The following is a 16,750-nucleotide window of genomic DNA, read 5'->3' as shown; positions in this document are numbered from 1 at the left end:
CGGCAGTGCGTGAGCGTGGCACGGCGAAATCCTTGGGCTCGGGGCGACGAGAGAGAAGAAAAGCTCTGCTGCCCACCTAATGCACGCCCCGCGCCAGTGCCCTGCCACGAAGTTCAGCACTTGACCCAAGTGCTTGTGGCTGCGAGACTTACAGCACGAGGCGAAACCGCATCCGCGTCCATTCGCTGCGACCGGCGTCGTCCTTTCACCACAATGGGTGCCGACTGGCGTTGCCAAAACACGACATCGGCTTGTTGACCGCGTCCACGAATCTCCAGCCCAGCCCAGCCATGCACATCGCCTGCCTGCCGCACGGTTCCCCGAGCTCATCGCTCCGCCAAGTGCTGGCGGGGGCGTCCGACACGCGGGCGATTGTCCTCCCCAGTTCTCCCCGCCATCGCGACGGCGGTGAGTGGCTGCTCGACGCGATGCGCGAGCTCCGGCGCGAGCTGTTCCTCGAGCCAGAACTTCAAGTGATTGCGTCGGTCGACCCCGCGGCCGTGCGAAAAGTCACCCGCGAAGTCGCCCGCTTGCTCGCCGAGTCGCGGCTCGACGAAGTGACCATCGGCCGTGTCCAGTCGACCGCCACGGCGACGACGATCGTCGAGTGGCTCGCGGGTGGCGAGACGTTCGCCCACGCCGAGACAGGTGACGAGCTCGACGACGATGTGCTGCTGGAAACGGCGTACATCGAACTCGGTGCCGCGCCACTGGTGGACGCGAGCGAATCGTCAGCCCGTATTGTTATTTCCACCGAGATGGCACCGGGCTCTCTGGCCTTGGCTGCGGCTTACGAGCGACTCGAACTCGATGCCCACGACTGGAACCGCCTCGCAACGCTGGTCACGCTCGCCCGCGTGGTGGAAGAACCCCGGCAAGCCGCGCCGCTGTGGATGGAAGTAAGTGAGGGTGGCGAAGTAGTAGTGGCTGCGCTTCCCACGATTGGCATCGAGCAACTGAACGATGCCCTAGCGCATCAACGCAGTGAACTCGGTTGTGGCAAAGTGAACCCTGATGTGGGGGTCGATCTCGACGGCGCGCGATGGGAAATGGTCGCAGCGAACAAGTACACGCTCCTTGGCGTCTTAGGTCATCCACCGACGGGTCGTTATGCCGTGGAGCTTCGCTATTGCGAGACCGACTCCGACACGCTCCACGACTGGCCCACCACCATCAGCAAGACCTTGGTAGACTGGGACGCTTCGGTCCGGCCGGCGCGACGGTGGCTTGGCAGAAAACGGTAGAAGATTTGATGAGGGTGCGGGGATAGCCACGAAGAGGTGGGAAAAGGCACGAAAATGAAATGCGACTGCGTTGAGCCGAGAGCGAGTGATAGGATCAACTTGGCGAACGTAAGGTCTGTTTCGCTGTGATTCCCAACCAATACCTTTTTGTGTCTTTTCGTTCCTTTTCGTGGCCAACTTTTGTTTGAGAAGCAACATGTCCGGTTTTGTCGAAGTCAAAGTCACGCCTCCCGTTGGCACGATCATTCTGAATCGCCCCGAAGCGGGCAACGCGATCAGCCGCGCGATGCTGGAGGAGCTGCAGCAGGCGATTGGCGATCTGTACCAGGAGAAACGCGTGCGAGCCGCGATTCTCACCGGTGCCGGCGATGTGTTCTCGGTGGGGCAAGACCTCGCGGAACTCGCGAGAGCTCACGTCGACAGCGGGTTGAGCGATGCGGAGCGGCACGAGCAGTTTGGCGACGAGGCCGACGCCATTGCCGACTTGGTGGCCGAACTGCTTCGATTCCCCAAGCCGGTGATCGCCACGGTGAACGGCCCCGCCGCAGGGCTTGGCGTAGCGCTCGTGATGGCCGCCGATGTGGTCTTGGCCTGCGACACGGCGGAGCTGAGCGTGCCTGACGCACGCCACGGTTTGGTAGCCGGGCTTGTGGCTCCGCTGGTCGCGTATCGCGTCGGTGCCGCGGCGGCGACCAGGCTTGCAGTCGCCGGTCAATCGTTCGATGCGGCCGAGGCCCATCGCCTCGGCATTTACCATGAGCTGGTGAAACACGACCTGCTATGGGCCCGCGGCATGGAGATCGGCCAACACTGCGCCACCTCCGCCCCGCAAGCGGTGAGCCTGACCAAGCGGCTTCTGTTGGAGACGGTCGGCGAAAAACTCTTTACCGACCTCGCCAGCGGTGCCATCGCCACAGCCACGGCACGCACGACAGATGCGGCGAGGGAAGGAATGGCGGCGCATCGCGAGGGGCGCGAGGCGCGGTGGGAATAGGAGGCGGAAGAACAATTCTACTTGATTAGCCAAGTGGGTCAGGTATTCTTAGCCACACTAGGTGCTTCCTATGGTTAGAGATTGGTCGTGCGACCGCTGGGCACTTGAGAAGTCCTACTAGCAAGGAGAGTCCAACGTGGACATGACGGAACATGGCGCCAGACTCGCCTTGCTCGTTTGCCTATCAAGTACAGGCTTTTGCATCTGGGGAATCATTCGCGTCTGGCAGGGTCAGGTGAATATTCCTTACCGCCAGAGGGAGCAGGCTCCGTGGGGTTTTCTCATGGGATTGCTACCGTCCATTGCAATTGCCACACTTCCGTGGGGTTTCAAGTGGTTCATTCAGGAGTACTTTCTGCAGAAGCCGGTCGCGTCAAGGCATCTTAGTATGGGTGCACCAAGAAAGCCTTCAGCGATGGCGACGAACGACTTGATGGCATTATTATCGGCTGAAGCGACCATTATGTTGCTGATTGCGGTCATCATGGTCCTTCTCATTCGCTTTAGGGTGCGTTCATTGCCGACCGCTCTAGGCCTGCCTCGTTCGATTAGTGCCTTGATGGATGACCTAAAGCTCGGAGGCTTTACCGCCCTAGCCGCGGTCGCCCCCGCGATTGGTGCCCAGTTACTGATCTACGTGGTTAGCGATGGCAAACAGCAGCCCGTCATGGAGGCGATCAAGGAGTTTTTGAATAACAGATCGATGCTGCTGCTTATATTTGCTTCGATTATGGCCGCCGCTGTTGTGGAGGAGATCAGCTTTCGGGTCCTTCTGCAGGGCTGGTTGGAGCGAATGGCCAGCTTGTGGCAGAGGCAAACGCGACTGCTCCTTGTCACACCTGGAGGCAACTCCAATCGGCGGAAGATCGTTGACGTGGCTCCATGGGTTCGCGGTGCCGTAGCGGTATTTCTAACCAGCATCGCCTTCGCTGCGGCACACCTGAGCCAAAGTTTCATCCCTGCCGGAATATTTGTATTCTCGCTGTTCTTGGGTTATCTCTACTGCCGAACCCACAGCCTCGTCGCCGCCATCTTTGCACACGCCTTATTCAACGCAATCAATTTTGGCTTCGCCATCGCGGCGTTCTCGTAGCTGCGAGCATGGCAAGTGAAGCAATAATTCGTCTTATTCGGGGCGAATGAACGAATGAGATAACACGCGAGCACGACCATGACCGAAAACCCCTACGAAAGCACCGATCAGCCTCATGGACCTCTACCAGTCAGCGGTCCGCTGGCGCTGTTGGGTAAAGTCGCTCTCGTGCTGGTGATACTGGGCGGGCTGTCGCTACTCGTGATACCAGCGCGACGGGGCGCCCGCGAAGCGGCGCGTCATAATTCGTGCCTAAACAACGTCAAGCAGATCCTGCTGGCTCTGCACAACTACCAGGAGGTACACGGTGAGTTGCCGCCGGCTTATAGTGTCGACGCAAAGGGCAATCAATTACATAGTTGGCGGGCACTGATTCTGCCGTTTATAGAGGGAAACACCGTCCACAAGCTGATCGACTACTCGAAACCCTGGGATGCCCCCGAAAACGAGGCGGCACGCAACATACCCTCGCCTTTCCCCATCTGCCCTAGCTCGTGGCAGGAGGACGAGCAGCTGACGACGTACCTCGCTGTCGTCGGGCCAGAGTTTCTGTTCGATGGTCGCACTCCTCGCAAATTATCGGATGTGAAAGACGGACTTTCGAATACCCTGGCGATTGTCGAAGTATCTCCCGACAAGGCGGTTCACTGGATGTCGCCTGAAGACGTGGATGAGAACTTTGTGTTTGAGAACACCGACGAGAATCTGCGCACGGGACATCCGGAAGTGTTCATCGCCGGTTTCTTGGACGGCCGTGTCGAAGGGATTCAAATGGATGTTGACCCCGAGGACCTCCGCGCGATGCTCACCATTGCGGGACGCGAAGTGATTGAATAGCAAAGCAGGACCACCATGACCGAGCATTCCTACGAACACACCGACCATCCTTCTGGCGCGATGGTAAGCGTCTGGGCAAAAATATTCTGGCGTGTGGCGATCTACGGAGGGATCATCGCCCTTGTCGTTGCACTTCTGCTCCCCAATGTCAGATCTGCTCGCGGAGCGGCGGAGCGAAATCAGTGCCACAACTACGTGCAGCAAACGCTGCTCGCCTTGCAAAACTATCACGACACGCGGGGGGAGTTGCCACCGGCGTATACCGTTGACGAGCATGGTAATCGGCTGCATAGCTGGCGGGCCCTGATTCTGCCATTCACGGAAGGTACCGACGGAGTATACAAGCTGATTGACTTCTCAAAGCCTTGGGATGCACCGGAGAATGAAGCGGCACGTAACTCGCCCTCGCCTTTTCATGTCTGCCCGAGCGCCCGACTGGACGATGAGCAGCTAACCACGTACCTCGCGGTTGTCGGTCCGAAGTTTGTGTTCAATGGCCCCTCACCTCGCAAGTTCTCGGACGTGAAAGACGGACTTTCGAATACCATCGCGATTGTCGAAGTCTCACCCGATAAGGCGGTTCACTGGATGTCGCCTCACGACGCCGATGAAACTTTCCTCTTTGAGAATCCCGAAGAGAGTCTTAAGACGAACCATCCTGGCTTGTTCATTGCTGGCTACTTGGATGGCCATGCCACGGGGATTCCACTCGACATCGACCCCAAAGACCTCCGCGCGATGCTCACCATTGCGGGAGGCGAGAAGCTAGGCGAGTAGTGCGATAGAGTTCTACGCCCACCAGCGGCACGATCCAGCTAACCCACGCCGCGACCGGATAGGTCCAGTACGCTCCGGTGATTTCTGATAGGCCGCCGATTAAACGCAATACGACTGCCGAGCAGAGGAGTGCGTAGCAGCGGAGCATCCACCAGCGGTGCAGCTGAAACTGGCGAGCGACGGCGGTACGCCAGCCCATGGCGGCGCAAAGAGCGGTTGCTAGCGATAGCATCGCGAAACCGGCTCCGGCAGTGGCGCTCGGTGCGTAGAACGCCATCCAAAGTCCGCTCGGTGTTAGCACGGCGAGGATCAATAGCACTTGCATTCTGCCAAGCCAGCGGTGCCACTGTGGGTAGCGGCTTCGCAGTCCGTCACTCAGCAGGAATAGACCCGCGATGAGCGTCACGGGTCCCGAAAAGATGTGAGCGTAGAACGCCCATTGATAGGTGCCGAAGAAGTAGCCGCTGCGGCCCAGCAAGAAATCGGCATCGAAGTTCGGGGGCAGGTAGTCGCGGTAGGCCAGCACGATGGTCACCGTCGTTTGACACACCAAATAAATGGCGAGCCACTGGATGAGACGGACGGCGGTGAAGGGGCGGGGCATGCGTGGTGTCGTCGAGTGGGGTGAAGTGATCACCCTAAACGATTCGCGAGTGCGGGGCCACCTATTGCTTGTAGTGAGCCGGGTCGTCCCCGACCCCGGAAAGTTAATCAACGAGCACGTTATCCACGCGACAAAGTTTGCATGTCCGGGGCCGGGGACGGCCCGGCTCACTCGGACGTTTCGCGGTGGAGTCCGGTACTACGCTCGTCGCAGTGTGATCAGATTCAGCTCCGGGGGGCAGCCCCAGCGGATGGGGGAGTAGCTGCTGGTGCCGGGGCTGACGTGCATGACGGTTCCGCCGTGCGAGAAGACGCCTTGCGTGTAACGCGTGCCGTAGATGCTGGGGGTAAGCAGCGCGCCGAGGATCGGGAATCGCACCTGCCCGCCATGATTGTGACCGGCGAGGGCGACGTGGAAACCATGCCGCTGCGTCCACGCGAAGTGATCGGGCGTGTGGAGGAGGGCGAGGCGGAGTTCGTCAGGTTTCGCCGTGCGCGGTCCGAGCAGCGAGACGTTGGGCTCCGGTAAAAACCAGGGGGCTTCGTTCCCCGCGACGATGCACATGCCGCCGGCGAGAGAGAGTTCGACGACATGCCCACCAACATCAATGAACCCGGCCTCGACCAATCGCCACCGCGTTTCGCCCGAGTCGCAGCGAACATCGTGGTTGCCAAGAACGAACAGCTTGGCGGAACGAGCTTCGAGCCTTGCGAGCGTGGTGTCGACCCAGTCGTGGCACGCATCGCACTCGACGATGTCGCCCGTGATCGCCACCAAGTCCGGAAGCCAGGCGTTGGCGAGGTCGACCATCTGGTCGTAATAGTCACGCGTGATGCGGCCCGACATGTGGAGGTCGGTGAGGTGGGCGATTTTCAGGCCTTCGAATCGTGCGGGGAGATCAGGCACGCGCAAGTCGAGTTCGACGCGTATTGGCGAGACGACTTGATTGCCGGGAAGTCCGCCGAGCCAGCGCGGAAGACCTGGCGCGAGCAACGCACCTGGCTCGCTGCTTACTAATTTGATCGGCGAGACGACGCGCTTCGCGATGCCGCCGCGGCGTTCGGGGTGGTAGTAGCAATAGGCGCTATGGAGTAGCGCTAAAACGGCTAACGCGAGCGAAGCGTAACCCCAGGTGTTGGCGAGTAGCTCGGGCAGACGCGGCCAAGTGCTGGGGTAGTGCGCGCCCGCGGCGAACTGCGCGAGTGGCCATACGCCGAATCCACATAGCAGCATGCACGCAAGCATCAGCACATCGACGAGCTTGCGATTCCAGCCATAGGCGTGGGTGCGATTGACGATGGCCACCCAGAACACGGTATGCCCCGCCGCGGCTACGAGAAACAACAGCACGCGGGCGAGCAACATGGTAGGCAACGTCCACCGAGGAACTGGGACCCAAAATTAGGCGACCGGTGCAACGGTTTGTTCGACGGCTTCGAGCAACTGATCCAGCCGAAACGGCTTGTAGAGCACGTGCTTGAGCCCCGCTTGGCGGGCTTTGACGATCGAGTGGCCCGGGTCGTAACCGAAGCCGGTCATCAAGATCAGTGGTACGCGCTCGCTCAGTTCCCGCAGCCGTAGCATCAACTGATGTCCCGACATGTCGGGTAGGCGGATGTCGGAAATGATGGCGTCGTAGTGGTGGCCTTGGCCCAGGTTGCGAACCATTAGAACGGCCTCGTTGCCATCGTGGGCGGTCTCGACCACGCAGCTATAGCGGTCGAGCAGGGCGTGGGCGGCGCTGCGGACACTCTCGTCCTCGTCCACCACCAGCACGCGTTTGCCGACCAGGCCAGGACGCTGGTCGACACGTGACGAAGCAGGGCGGGCTTCGACGGGGGCCATCGCCTGGCCCACTTTCTGAATCACCTGCTTGATGTCGCGGGCATTCATCAGGATGTGCTGCAACCGCTGGACGACTTCGGGTTCGTGGCCGATGTAACGCTCCATCACGTTCACGGCGTCGTTCAGGATGTCGTCCACCGGGCGGGCTACCGCGCTGTGAATCGCCTCGACGCTCGCGGCGGCGGTGGTGGCTTGCTCGGCGGCGAGCAGGTCGAGCGTGTTCAGCGCGACGGCCAGGTCGCGGCAGAAGATCTCGACGAACTGCAAGTCGCCCTTGCTGAACGCGTTGACCTCGGGGCTCTCGACGTTGAACGTGCCAATAACTTCGTCGTGCAGCATTAGTGGCACGGTCATCGAGCTCTTGGCGTCTTGGCTTCCTTCGAGGTAGAGGCTGTCTTTGCTGGTGTCCTCGCACAGATAACTCTTGCCAGTGGCGGCGACCCAACCGGTGACGCCATTGCCTTCGGTTTGAGCCCAGAGCACGCGTTCTTCGGCCTCGGGCTTCATGCCCACGGCGAGCAGCGGCTTGAGTTCGCCGGTGGCTTGGTCGAGCATGCGGATTTCGACCACGTCGTAGTGCAGCACGTCCTCGGTGCAGTGGAGGATGTTGTCCTTCAGCAGCTCGATGCGGCCCTGGAAGTCCATGTCGGCGACGTCGTCGGTCGTCAGGTCCGCCAGCTCGACGCCCGCTTGATGAATGTTGGCGAGCTTCTGTTGTTCGTGGTACTCGTCGGTCACGTCGCGGAGCGTCACGATCAGGTGGCGCTGTGCGTCGGGGCCGTCGAAAACAGGGGCGGCGTGGATGCGGAAGCAACGCGTCTCGCCCGCGCGAAGCGTGCTAACGCTGGGGCGATTGGTCGAGAAGGCGCGGCCGAAGGGACAAAAGTCGGAGCCGAGCACCTCGGGATCGCCGAGCACCTGGTAAATGTTTTGCCCTACGGTATCCTGCACGCCGACCCACTCGCCGAGTCGCCCATTGCTCCAGACGATGGTGTTGTCGCCGTTCAGCAGCACCACGCCATCGGGCATGCTTTGCAGGATGTGCTGGTTCTGCATGATCCGGCCGGCGTCGAACGCGGCCGAGAAGTGCTCGGCGTCGGCATAGACGCCGATGTACTCGCCCCGAGCCAGCTCGGCCATGGCACGGACGGGGGAGCCTACGCGGACCACGGTTACCTGGTCGCCGAACCGTTCCTGGATGGCGACAACTTGGTCGTTGCTCCCCCCCAAACAGAGTACCTGCGGTTTCTCTACGGCAACGGCCATATCCTGGTCGCCGGGCGTGTCGTCGGTGTCGTGCGCAGTATCGGGCACAATCGCTTCCCGCTGGGGTGGGCGTGACGGGGAAACGGCACAGGGACCGGAGTCGCCCAGAGCGACCGACGGCCAAAGTGTCAAAGGCAAGCTGTAGCAGCCCCCTCCGCCGTGAATTATACGGAGTTCTTCACTAACCAACAACCTTTAACGTGGTTGAGGCTCAAGAGTTGGTATCGGCCACCTCACAGGTAACCTAATCGCCAAGTCTCCACATTTTCACCGTTTTCCGTGTAACCCAGATGGGCGCATTCCGTTTGGGCTATACAACCCGTTCCTCCGGCGAGTACAACAGTCGATTCGCCTACAGTCGCTGGCGACCGCTGGGTACAGGCGGACCGGCGGCAGACGCCCCCCGCGCCCTTCCCACCCATTGGCCCACCCTTGGGCTCCGCCACCATGACGCCCAGTTCATTTCACCTGCGTAACGTCGCCATCATCGCCCACGTCGACCACGGCAAAACCAGCCTCGTCGATAAGTTGCTCTACCAGTCGGGCCAGTACCGATCGGAGGATCTCGACAAACGTGCCGGCGGCCAGCATGGACTCGTGATGGACGTCGGCGATCTGGAGCGCGAGCGTGGCATCACCATTCTCAGCAAGAACTGCGCGGTGACCTACGAAGCGGCGGATGGCGAAACGTACCGCATCAACCTGATCGACACCCCGGGCCACGCCGACTTCGGTGGCGAGGTCGAGCGCGTGCTCACCATGGCCGACGGCGCGCTGCTGGTGGTCGACGCGTTCGAAGGTCCGATGCCCCAGACCCGGTTCGTGCTGCAAAAGGCCCTGGCATGTGGACTGCGGCCGCTGGTGGTCGTGAACAAAGTCGACCGCCCCGACTCGCGCCCCGACGAAGTGGTGAGCGAGGTGTTCGACCTGCTTTCAGACCTCGGTGCCGACGACGAAGCTCTCGACTTCCAAACCGTTTACGCGTCCGCCAAACAAGGTTGGGCGGCGACGGACCTCGATGGCGAGCGGACGGATATGCGGGCACTATTCGAAGCGATCGTCGAATGGGTTCCGCCCCCACGGTTCGCGGACGCCGAAGCGCCATCTCAGCTGCTGGTGACTAGCATCGACTACTCCGACTACGTGGGCCGTATCGCCATTGGCCGCGTGTTTGGCGGTGTGCTCGAGGCGAAGCAGCGCGTCGCGGTCATCGATCGTCACGGCGCCAAGACCCAACAACAGATTGCCCAGTTGCTGACGTTCGAGGGTCTGGAGCGCAAAGAGACCAAGCGCGTCGAGGCGGGCGACCTGTGTGCCGTGGTGGGACTCGACCCGATCAACATTGGCGACACCATCGCCGACGCCATGCGTCCCGAGGCCCTACCCACGGTGACCATCGACGAGCCCACGCTGCACATGACGTTCCGCGTCAACGACGGACCCTTCAGCGGTCGCGATGGCAAGTTCCTCACCAGCCGGCAGATCGGTGATCGTCTGGAGCGCGAACTCCGGTCGAACGTGGCCCTCCGCGTGGAGCCCGGCGACACCATGGAACAATACCGGGTCAGCGGACGTGGTTTGATGCACCTTGGCATTTTGATTGAGAACATGCGCCGGGAAGGTTTCGAGCTGTGCGTCGGCAAGCCCCACGTGGTAATTCGCCACGTCGATGGGGTAAAGGAAGAGCCAATCGAGCTCTTGGTGATCGACGTGCCCGAAGACCATCAAAGCGCCGCGATGGCGCTGCTGGGCGACCGCCGCGCCGAGCTCCTAAAAATGGGCTACAAGACCGGCAACAGCGGCTTCGTCCACATGGAGTTCTCGATCCCCGCGCGAGCCATGATCGGTCTGCGTAGTCGATTGCTGACCGCTACACAGGGTCACGCGGTGATTCACCACACGTTGCTGGGCTACGAGCCGATGCGTGGCGCGGTGCCCCATCGCAATGCCGGCGTGCTGATTGCCAACGAACCGGGCTCGGTGACGGCCTACGCCCTCGACGCCTTGTACGATCGCGGTTCGTTCTTCGTTAAACCAGGCGACGACGTTTACGAAGGCCAGGTGGTTGGCGAAAACTGCAAGGCGGGCGACCTTGTAGTGAATGTCGTGAAGGGCAAGAAGCTCACCAACATGCGAGCCGCCGGCAAGGACGACAACAGCCAAGTCCGGCCCGCACGCGAGATGTCGCTCGAAGGTTGCCTGGAATACATCGACGACGACGAACTGGTCGAAATCACCCCCAAGACCATCCGCCTGCGAAAGACGATGCTCAAGGAAACCGACCGCAAGCGCGAATCCCGGCGCACAGCGAGCGTGTAGGAAGAGAGTAAAGAACTTTCGCCCACACTCCACCAGTAGCCTCGACCAAGCCGGGTAGGGTGCTGAAGAGGCCTCTACGCAGCTTCCGCCTGCGTCAAATTGCCACGCCTACTACGGCGGGCCACACCAGATTGCTACAATTCGGTGTCTAGGTCTGGGTACGGGAAGGTGGATTTGGCGTGGCAGAATTGACGCATTTCGACGAGTCGGGCGCTAGCCGCATGGTGGACGTGGGGCACAAACCCACCACCCGCCGGCGGGCCGTGGCGTCGGCTCTGGTGCGGATGCAACCAGCGACGCTCGCCCTTATCCAGTCTCGCGGGCACGCGAAGGGGGACGTGCTCGAAGTGGCCCGGCTCGCTGGAATTATGGGCGCGAAGCGGACGGGCGAGCTGATTCCGCTGTGCCACCCGCTGCCGATCGATAGCGTGTCGATCCTGTTCGAAGCGGTAAGCGACACTACACTTTCCCTAGTGGCGGAAGTCGCCACCACCGGAAAAACGGGGGTGGAAATGGAGGCACTCACGGCCGCGACCACCGCTGCCCTCACCGTGTACGACATGGTAAAATCGGTCGACCGCGGTGTGGTGATTGAGCGTGTGCAGCTTGAGCACAAGTCGGGCGGTAAGAGCGGCGATTGGAATCGCTCGGCGGCGGGAGTCGCGACGTAGCAGCATTAACGAGCACGAAGGATCACGCATGACACGGGTCGAATCTTCCAACCCGGCCGGCCGGTTGGCGATCGGCGACTTGTTTGCTGAGGTGCGCGCTGGCCTCGAAGGGGTCGAAGCACGTCTGCAAGCGGAGCTCCGCAGTCGGTACGACAACGTCGATCGCGTCGTGCGACATGGATATCGGCTCGGCGGAAAGCGGTTGCGGCCCGCGCTTTTGCTTCTCGCTGGCCAGGCAACTGGTGAGCTTTCGGGTTCGCACGAGACGCTGGCCGTGGTGGTGGAGATGATCCACACTGCCACGTTGGTCCACGACGACGTGCTGGACGAAGCCGATCTGCGTCGCCACGTCGATACGATCAACGCTCGCTGGGGGAACGAGACCAGCGTGCTGCTGGGCGATTTTCTGTTCTCGCACGCTTTCTACCTGGCGAGCACGGTGGGCACGGCCGAGGCTTGCATGCTGATCGGCCGCAGTACCAATCGTGTGTGCGAAGGCGAAATGCGGCAGACACTCTCGGGTGGGAATCTAACGCTCAGCGAAGACGATTACTACGCCATCATCGATGCGAAGACCGCCGAGCTGTGTGCTTGCTGCTGTGAGTTGGGAGCGATGTTCTCGGGAGCCGATGCCGACACCGTGGCAGCGCTCGCGAGCTATGGCCGGCACTTGGGCATGGCGTTTCAGATCGTCGACGACCTCTTGGACCTTGAAGGGGACGAGTCGACCACCGGCAAATCGCTAGGCCGCGATCTCGCGAAGCGAAAGATGACGCTGCCTTTGATTCACGCTCGCGACACGCTGGTCGACGGTCCGCAGACGATGTTCAAGTCCCAACTTGAAGCGGCCGCGAACCCTGCAGCAATTCTCGCCACGCTGCGAGAGCTGGGCTCGCTCGACTACGCCCGCGGCGTGGCGGAACGGTACGCCGAGAAGGCGGCCGCCGACCTCTCGTGCGTTGCCGATTCGCCGGCGAAGGGAACGCTGGAAATGCTGGCGGAGTTCGTGGTGAGCCGGCGTGGGTAGAGGATAGAATTCTTGCAGGGAGTCCGCTAACTCCCCATCTCCACCACTCGGCGCGCCAACTCCTCCGCGGATTCGTCCCCCACTTCCACCCACCGGCACTCACCTAAACTGCGAAACCACGTCCCTTGCCGCTTCGCGAACCGGCGGGTGCGGGTTTTGATCTTTTCGGTCATCGTGTGTTCGTCCGATTCGCCGGCGAGGTACTCGAGCACTTCCTGATAACCCACGGCTTGGCTGGCGGTGCGGCCGAGTTGTTTGCCATCCTCGGTGAGCGCGCGGACTTCCTCGACCAGTCCGTCGGCGAGCATCTTGTCGACGCGCTCTTCGATTCGCTGATGCTGTACCTCGCGCGGTCGATTCAACACGAACACGCGACAGTCCTCGGCGGCACGCGACTCGTCGAACTCCAGTTGCTGGTGACTGATTGGTTCGCCCGTGGAGCGAAACACTTCGAGCGCGCGAATCAGTCGGCGAGTGTCGTTCGGGTGAATCTGCGTCGCGGCGAGCGGATCGACCATCTCGAGCCGTTTGTGCAACTCACCCGGCGCAAGGATGGCGGCTTCGCGTTCGATCTCACCGCGAAGTTCCCAATTGGCGGCGGGGCCGTCGAACAAACCTCGCAGCAGGCACTTCAGCCACATCGGCGTTCCGCCGACGAACAGCACCTGGCGATCGCGCGCTCGAATGTCTCGCACCACACGCTCGGCATCGGCGAGGTACTGGGCAACGCTGTATTCTTCGTCGGGATCGCGAATGTCGATCAGGTGGTGCGGCACGGCGGCCTGCTGCTCGGCGGTTGGCTTGGCAGTGCCGATGTCCATGCCGCGATAGATGGCCATGGAGTCGAGTGAAATGATCTCGGCCCCCAGCTGTTGGGCGAGGGCGACGCCCACGGCCGACTTGCCCACGGCGGTGGCCCCGGTGAGGAACCAGCATTCGTCGAGAAAAAGAGAGGGATTCACGCGGTTCCGCCGGTTCATTGTCAGGGGTGGGTGGGCTGAGTAGACTGGTTCTTTATAGGTTTTTTCGAGCCGAACCGCCACGCGGCCCCCAATACGAGCAATGGCTCGAAGTTCTCGGACGGCGTGGCGGTCCGGCTATTGGTGTTTGATAACTCCATCGATCCACACATGTCCCGTCCTCTCGACCAACTCGAAGCCACGATCGCCGCCCGCAAGTCGGCGGGCGATGCCGATTCGTCGTACACGGCGAAGCTGCTAGCGGGCGGCGTCGAGAAGATCGGCAAGAAGATTGTCGAGGAAGCCGCCGAGGTGGTCGAGGCCGCCGGCGAGCCGGGCGAAGCCGGTCGCGAGCATACCATCGCAGAAGCGGGGGACGTGCTCTACCACCTCATGGTGCTGCTCGCCCACCGCGATATCCAGCTCGAAGAAGTCGAGCGCGAACTCGCCCGCCGCTTCGGGATGTCAGGGATAGAAGAGAAAGCGTCGCGCGGGGAGTAGCCCGCGAATTACGCGGATAGACGCGAATGGCTGGTTTAGGGCGAGGAGTTACATGAGCTTCATCATGGTAGACGTCGAGGCGGACGGTCCGATACCGGGCGACTATTCGCTAGTGTCGTTTGGTGCGGTGCTAGTTGACGAGACGCTCGACAAGACATTTTACGGACGGTGCAAACCGATCTCTGATCGCTTCATCCCAGAGGCCCTCGCTGTTAGTGGGCATACGCGTGAAGACATGATGACTTTCGATGATCCTGAGGCCGTGTTTCAGCAATTTGGTGATTGGCTGGCAGAGGTCAGTTCCGGGCAACCGATGTTTGTGTCGGACAACAACGGCTTCGATTGGCAGTTTATCAATTGGTACTTTCATCATTTCCTTGGCAAGAATCCATTCGGACATAGCTCGACGAACCTGGGCTCGCTCTACAAGGGTTTAGTGAAAGACTTTTTCGTCAACTTCAAGCATCTTCGAAAAACCAAACATACGCATCATCCCGTGGAGGATGCAAAAGGGAATGCGGAAGCACTACTACATTTAAAGAAAGAAATGGGACTGAAGATTAGCCTCAAATAAGCGAATGCATTTGCGACTATTCGCGTGATTCGCGGGCTTCAATTCACTCCCAACAGATCGTCATGTCCAATCTACGTATCGGAATTCCCAGCAAAGGTCGACTCGCGGACGCGGCGGCCGAGCTTTTGAAAGAAGCGGGGCTGAACTTTCGTCGGCAGGAGCGAAGTTTGTTCGCCAAGGTCAAGGAGATGGACATCGACATCTGCTTCCTGCGAACCGACGACATCCCCGTGATGTGTGCCGAGGGAGCGATTGGTCTTGGCATCACTGGCGGCGACTTGATCGAAGAAGCCGGAGTCGAACTCAAGCAGCGATTGTCGCTCGGGCTGGGCGGTTGCCGGCTTGCGATCTGCGTTCCCGAGGACTCGACCTACAAGACGGCGGCCGATTTGAAGGATGTCCGCATCGCAACCAGCTTTCCGAACATCACCGAGAAGTATCTCGCCGCGCACGGTGCGACGGGCCGAGCGGTGAAGCTTTCGGGTTCGGTCGAAGCCACGATTACGCTCGGCGTGGCCGATGCGATTGTTGACCTAGTTGAGACCGGCAGCACGCTCGCCGCCAATCGACTTCGCATCCTCGACACCATCGGCTACTACGAAACGGTGCTGGTCGAAAGCGACAAGGTCGTGAATCCCGAGCTAGCAACACGCGTCGTGCGTCGACTCGAGGGCGTGGTGATCGCGCGCAGCTACTCGCTGCTTGAGTACAACGTGGCCGAGGAAAACCTGGCCGCGGTCGAGAAGATCACGCCGGGGTACAGCTCGCCGACCATCAACAAACTCGAACGCGCAGGCTGGTACGCCGTCCGTGCGATGGTGCCTCGCAAGGAAGTCATCTCGATTATGGAGCAGCTCGAAGTCGCCGGTGCCGAAGCGGTGCTAGAGACGACTATCCAAAACTGCCGGCTGTAGCGGAGTTGTTCCCTCTCCCCGACGCGGGTGAGGGTCGGGGAGAGGGAGCAAAGTTCTCCAATACCCCACGACGCTAGCAGCTAGCAACCCAGCGCACCGCTGCCATTGCCCCCGTGCTGGCAACGCCGTATTCTCCCTGTCGATTTTCTCCGAGGGGGTCTCGTCCGCGCACTCATCGCCATCGTCATGTTCGTGCCGCAGCATCCATCTGCCACACGCATTATGCCAAGGTTGGTGCGCGCGCTGACTCTTCTATTGCTTACCACCTGTGTCGGTTGTCAGACGGCGCAGAAGATGATTGCCCCGTCGCAGGATCGCGATTGGGAACCCCTGTACTCGGTGCTTCCCACTGCCGAGTTTCGCGGCACAGAAACAACCATTCGTAACGTCCGCTACTGCAAGTACATGGACGCCGACACCTACGTCACCGACTGGTACGACAAATCGTTCGACGTGCGGAACATCCGAGCGGTCGACTTTGTGGTGATGCCCTTCCCCGGAAATCCCGCGCTCGCGCACACGCAGCTCAGCTTCGAAATCGACCCACCGGGCGAGAAGCCCGACTACGTGGTGGTGAGTGCCGAGGTCCGCCGCGAGAAGGGCGAGACGTATGGGCCCATCAAGGGGCAGACGCGGCAGTTCGAGATCACCTACGTCGTGGCCGACGAACGGGACAGCATTGCCTCGCAAACCAACTTCAAGAACCGCGACGTGTATCTGTATCGCTCGACCGCGACGCCCGAGCAAGCGCAGCGGTTGTTCATGGACGTGATGTCGCGGGTGAATGGACTCGCTGAAAAGCCCGAGTTCTACGACACGCTCACTAACAATTGCACGACCAACATCATCGATCACATCAACCGCATTCAGCCCCGCCGGGTGACGTACGACTACCGCGTGCTGCTGCCCGGCCTGTCCGACAAGCTGGCGTACGACCAAGGACTGATCCTACACCGCGGCAACTTCGAACAAACCAAAACGCAGGCCTACCTGAATCCCAAGGTGGCCGCCGCGACGAGTAGCGAGAACTTCTCGGAGCTGATTCGGCGGTAATCCGTCATTGTCCAACGACGCCTCAATAGCCCCGACGAAGCGTGGCCGGGGTTCGTTGGCGGCTCTCCAGCT

The 16,750-nt window shown here is 60.9% G+C and carries 16 protein-coding genes; 12 read left to right on the top strand and 4 right to left on the bottom strand.

The features are described 5' to 3' along the window. The first annotated feature begins 290 nt into the window (after positions 1–290). The 5 genes from SH292x_RS15915 (at position 291) to SH292x_RS15895 (ending at position 4,945) form a co-directional block, all read left to right on the top strand. Positions 291–1,244, top strand: a complete 954-nt coding sequence (locus tag SH292x_RS15915) for an acyclic terpene utilization AtuA family protein (protein ID WP_442481996.1) — start codon at positions 291–293, stop codon at positions 1,242–1,244. A gap of 196 nt (positions 1,245–1,440) precedes the next feature. Further along, a complete protein-coding gene (locus SH292x_RS15910; protein ID WP_442481995.1) occupies positions 1,441–2,238 on the top strand; it encodes an enoyl-CoA hydratase/isomerase family protein in 798 nt (265 codons plus the stop codon). 142 nt (positions 2,239–2,380) lie between these two features. Continuing rightward, positions 2,381–3,331 (top strand): CPBP family intramembrane glutamic endopeptidase, encoded by a 951-nt coding sequence (locus tag SH292x_RS15905; protein WP_442485864.1) that lies wholly within the window; start codon positions 2,381–2,383, stop codon positions 3,329–3,331. 78 nt (positions 3,332–3,409) lie between these two features. Next, positions 3,410–4,168, top strand: coding sequence for a DUF1559 family PulG-like putative transporter (locus SH292x_RS15900; RefSeq protein WP_442481994.1), 759 nt, complete (start codon positions 3,410–3,412; stop codon positions 4,166–4,168). 15 nt (positions 4,169–4,183) lie between these two features. Further along, entirely contained in the window at positions 4,184–4,945 is a 762-nt protein-coding gene (locus SH292x_RS15895; protein WP_442481993.1) for a DUF1559 family PulG-like putative transporter, read from the top strand. Here the strand turns inward: SH292x_RS15895 and SH292x_RS15890 are convergent. The 3 genes from SH292x_RS15890 to SH292x_RS15880 form a co-directional block, all read right to left on the bottom strand. Continuing rightward, positions 4,911–5,549: a DUF2306 domain-containing protein gene (locus SH292x_RS15890; RefSeq protein WP_442481992.1), complete on the bottom strand. Its 639-nt coding sequence runs from the start codon at positions 5,547–5,549 to the stop codon at positions 4,911–4,913. The genes SH292x_RS15895 and SH292x_RS15890 overlap by 35 nt on opposite strands. Before the next feature lie 198 nt (positions 5,550–5,747). Beyond that, positions 5,748–6,914, bottom strand: coding sequence for a metallophosphoesterase (locus SH292x_RS15885; protein WP_442481991.1), 1,167 nt, complete (start codon positions 6,912–6,914; stop codon positions 5,748–5,750). A 36-nt stretch (positions 6,915–6,950) separates the two neighbouring features. Beyond that, positions 6,951–8,708, bottom strand: coding sequence for a response regulator (locus SH292x_RS15880; protein WP_442481990.1), 1,758 nt, complete (start codon positions 8,706–8,708; stop codon positions 6,951–6,953). Positions 8,709–9,107: 399 nt separating this feature from the next. Between SH292x_RS15880 and typA the strand changes: the two genes are divergently transcribed. The 3 genes from typA (at position 9,108) to SH292x_RS15865 (ending at position 12,677) form a co-directional block, all read left to right on the top strand. Further along, complete coding sequence (typA, locus tag SH292x_RS15875; protein ID WP_442481989.1) at positions 9,108–10,979, top strand: translational GTPase TypA; 1,872 nt, start codon at positions 9,108–9,110, stop codon at positions 10,977–10,979. Positions 10,980–11,158: 179 nt separating this feature from the next. After that, positions 11,159–11,650, top strand: a complete 492-nt coding sequence (gene moaC / locus SH292x_RS15870; RefSeq protein WP_442481988.1) for a cyclic pyranopterin monophosphate synthase MoaC — start codon at positions 11,159–11,161, stop codon at positions 11,648–11,650. A 28-nt stretch (positions 11,651–11,678) separates the two neighbouring features. Further along, positions 11,679–12,677, top strand: a complete 999-nt coding sequence (locus SH292x_RS15865; protein ID WP_442481987.1) for a polyprenyl synthetase family protein — start codon at positions 11,679–11,681, stop codon at positions 12,675–12,677. Between the two features lie 26 nt (positions 12,678–12,703). Here the strand turns inward: SH292x_RS15865 and miaA are convergent, their stop codons facing one another. Then, complete coding sequence (gene miaA / locus SH292x_RS15860) at positions 12,704–13,657, bottom strand: tRNA (adenosine(37)-N6)-dimethylallyltransferase MiaA (RefSeq protein WP_442481986.1); 954 nt, start codon at positions 13,655–13,657, stop codon at positions 12,704–12,706. A 150-nt stretch (positions 13,658–13,807) separates the two neighbouring features. Between miaA and SH292x_RS15855 the strand changes: the two genes are divergently transcribed. The 4 genes from SH292x_RS15855 to SH292x_RS15840 all read left to right on the top strand — a co-directional run bounded on the left by SH292x_RS15855 (position 13,808) and on the right by SH292x_RS15840 (position 16,678). Continuing rightward, positions 13,808–14,137, top strand: coding sequence for a phosphoribosyl-ATP diphosphatase (locus tag SH292x_RS15855; protein ID WP_442481985.1), 330 nt, complete (start codon positions 13,808–13,810; stop codon positions 14,135–14,137). Between the two features lie 52 nt (positions 14,138–14,189). Further along, positions 14,190–14,711 (top strand): 3'-5' exonuclease, encoded by a 522-nt coding sequence (locus tag SH292x_RS15850; protein ID WP_442481984.1) that lies wholly within the window; start codon positions 14,190–14,192, stop codon positions 14,709–14,711. A 62-nt stretch (positions 14,712–14,773) separates the two neighbouring features. Next, positions 14,774–15,625 (top strand): ATP phosphoribosyltransferase, encoded by an 852-nt coding sequence (gene hisG / locus SH292x_RS15845; protein ID WP_442481983.1) that lies wholly within the window; start codon positions 14,774–14,776, stop codon positions 15,623–15,625. 255 nt (positions 15,626–15,880) lie between these two features. Then, positions 15,881–16,678 (top strand): Lnb N-terminal periplasmic domain-containing protein, encoded by a 798-nt coding sequence (locus SH292x_RS15840; protein ID WP_442481982.1) that lies wholly within the window; start codon positions 15,881–15,883, stop codon positions 16,676–16,678. Positions 16,679–16,750: the final 72 nt, after the last annotated feature.

The organism is Aeoliella fuhlenseeensis, from assembly GCF_052161615.1.
Classification (GTDB): domain Bacteria; phylum Planctomycetota; class Planctomycetia; order Pirellulales; family Lacipirellulaceae; genus Aeoliella.
The sequence above is the reverse complement of the archived record's forward strand: the minus strand, read 5'-3'. Positions and strand labels throughout refer to the sequence as shown.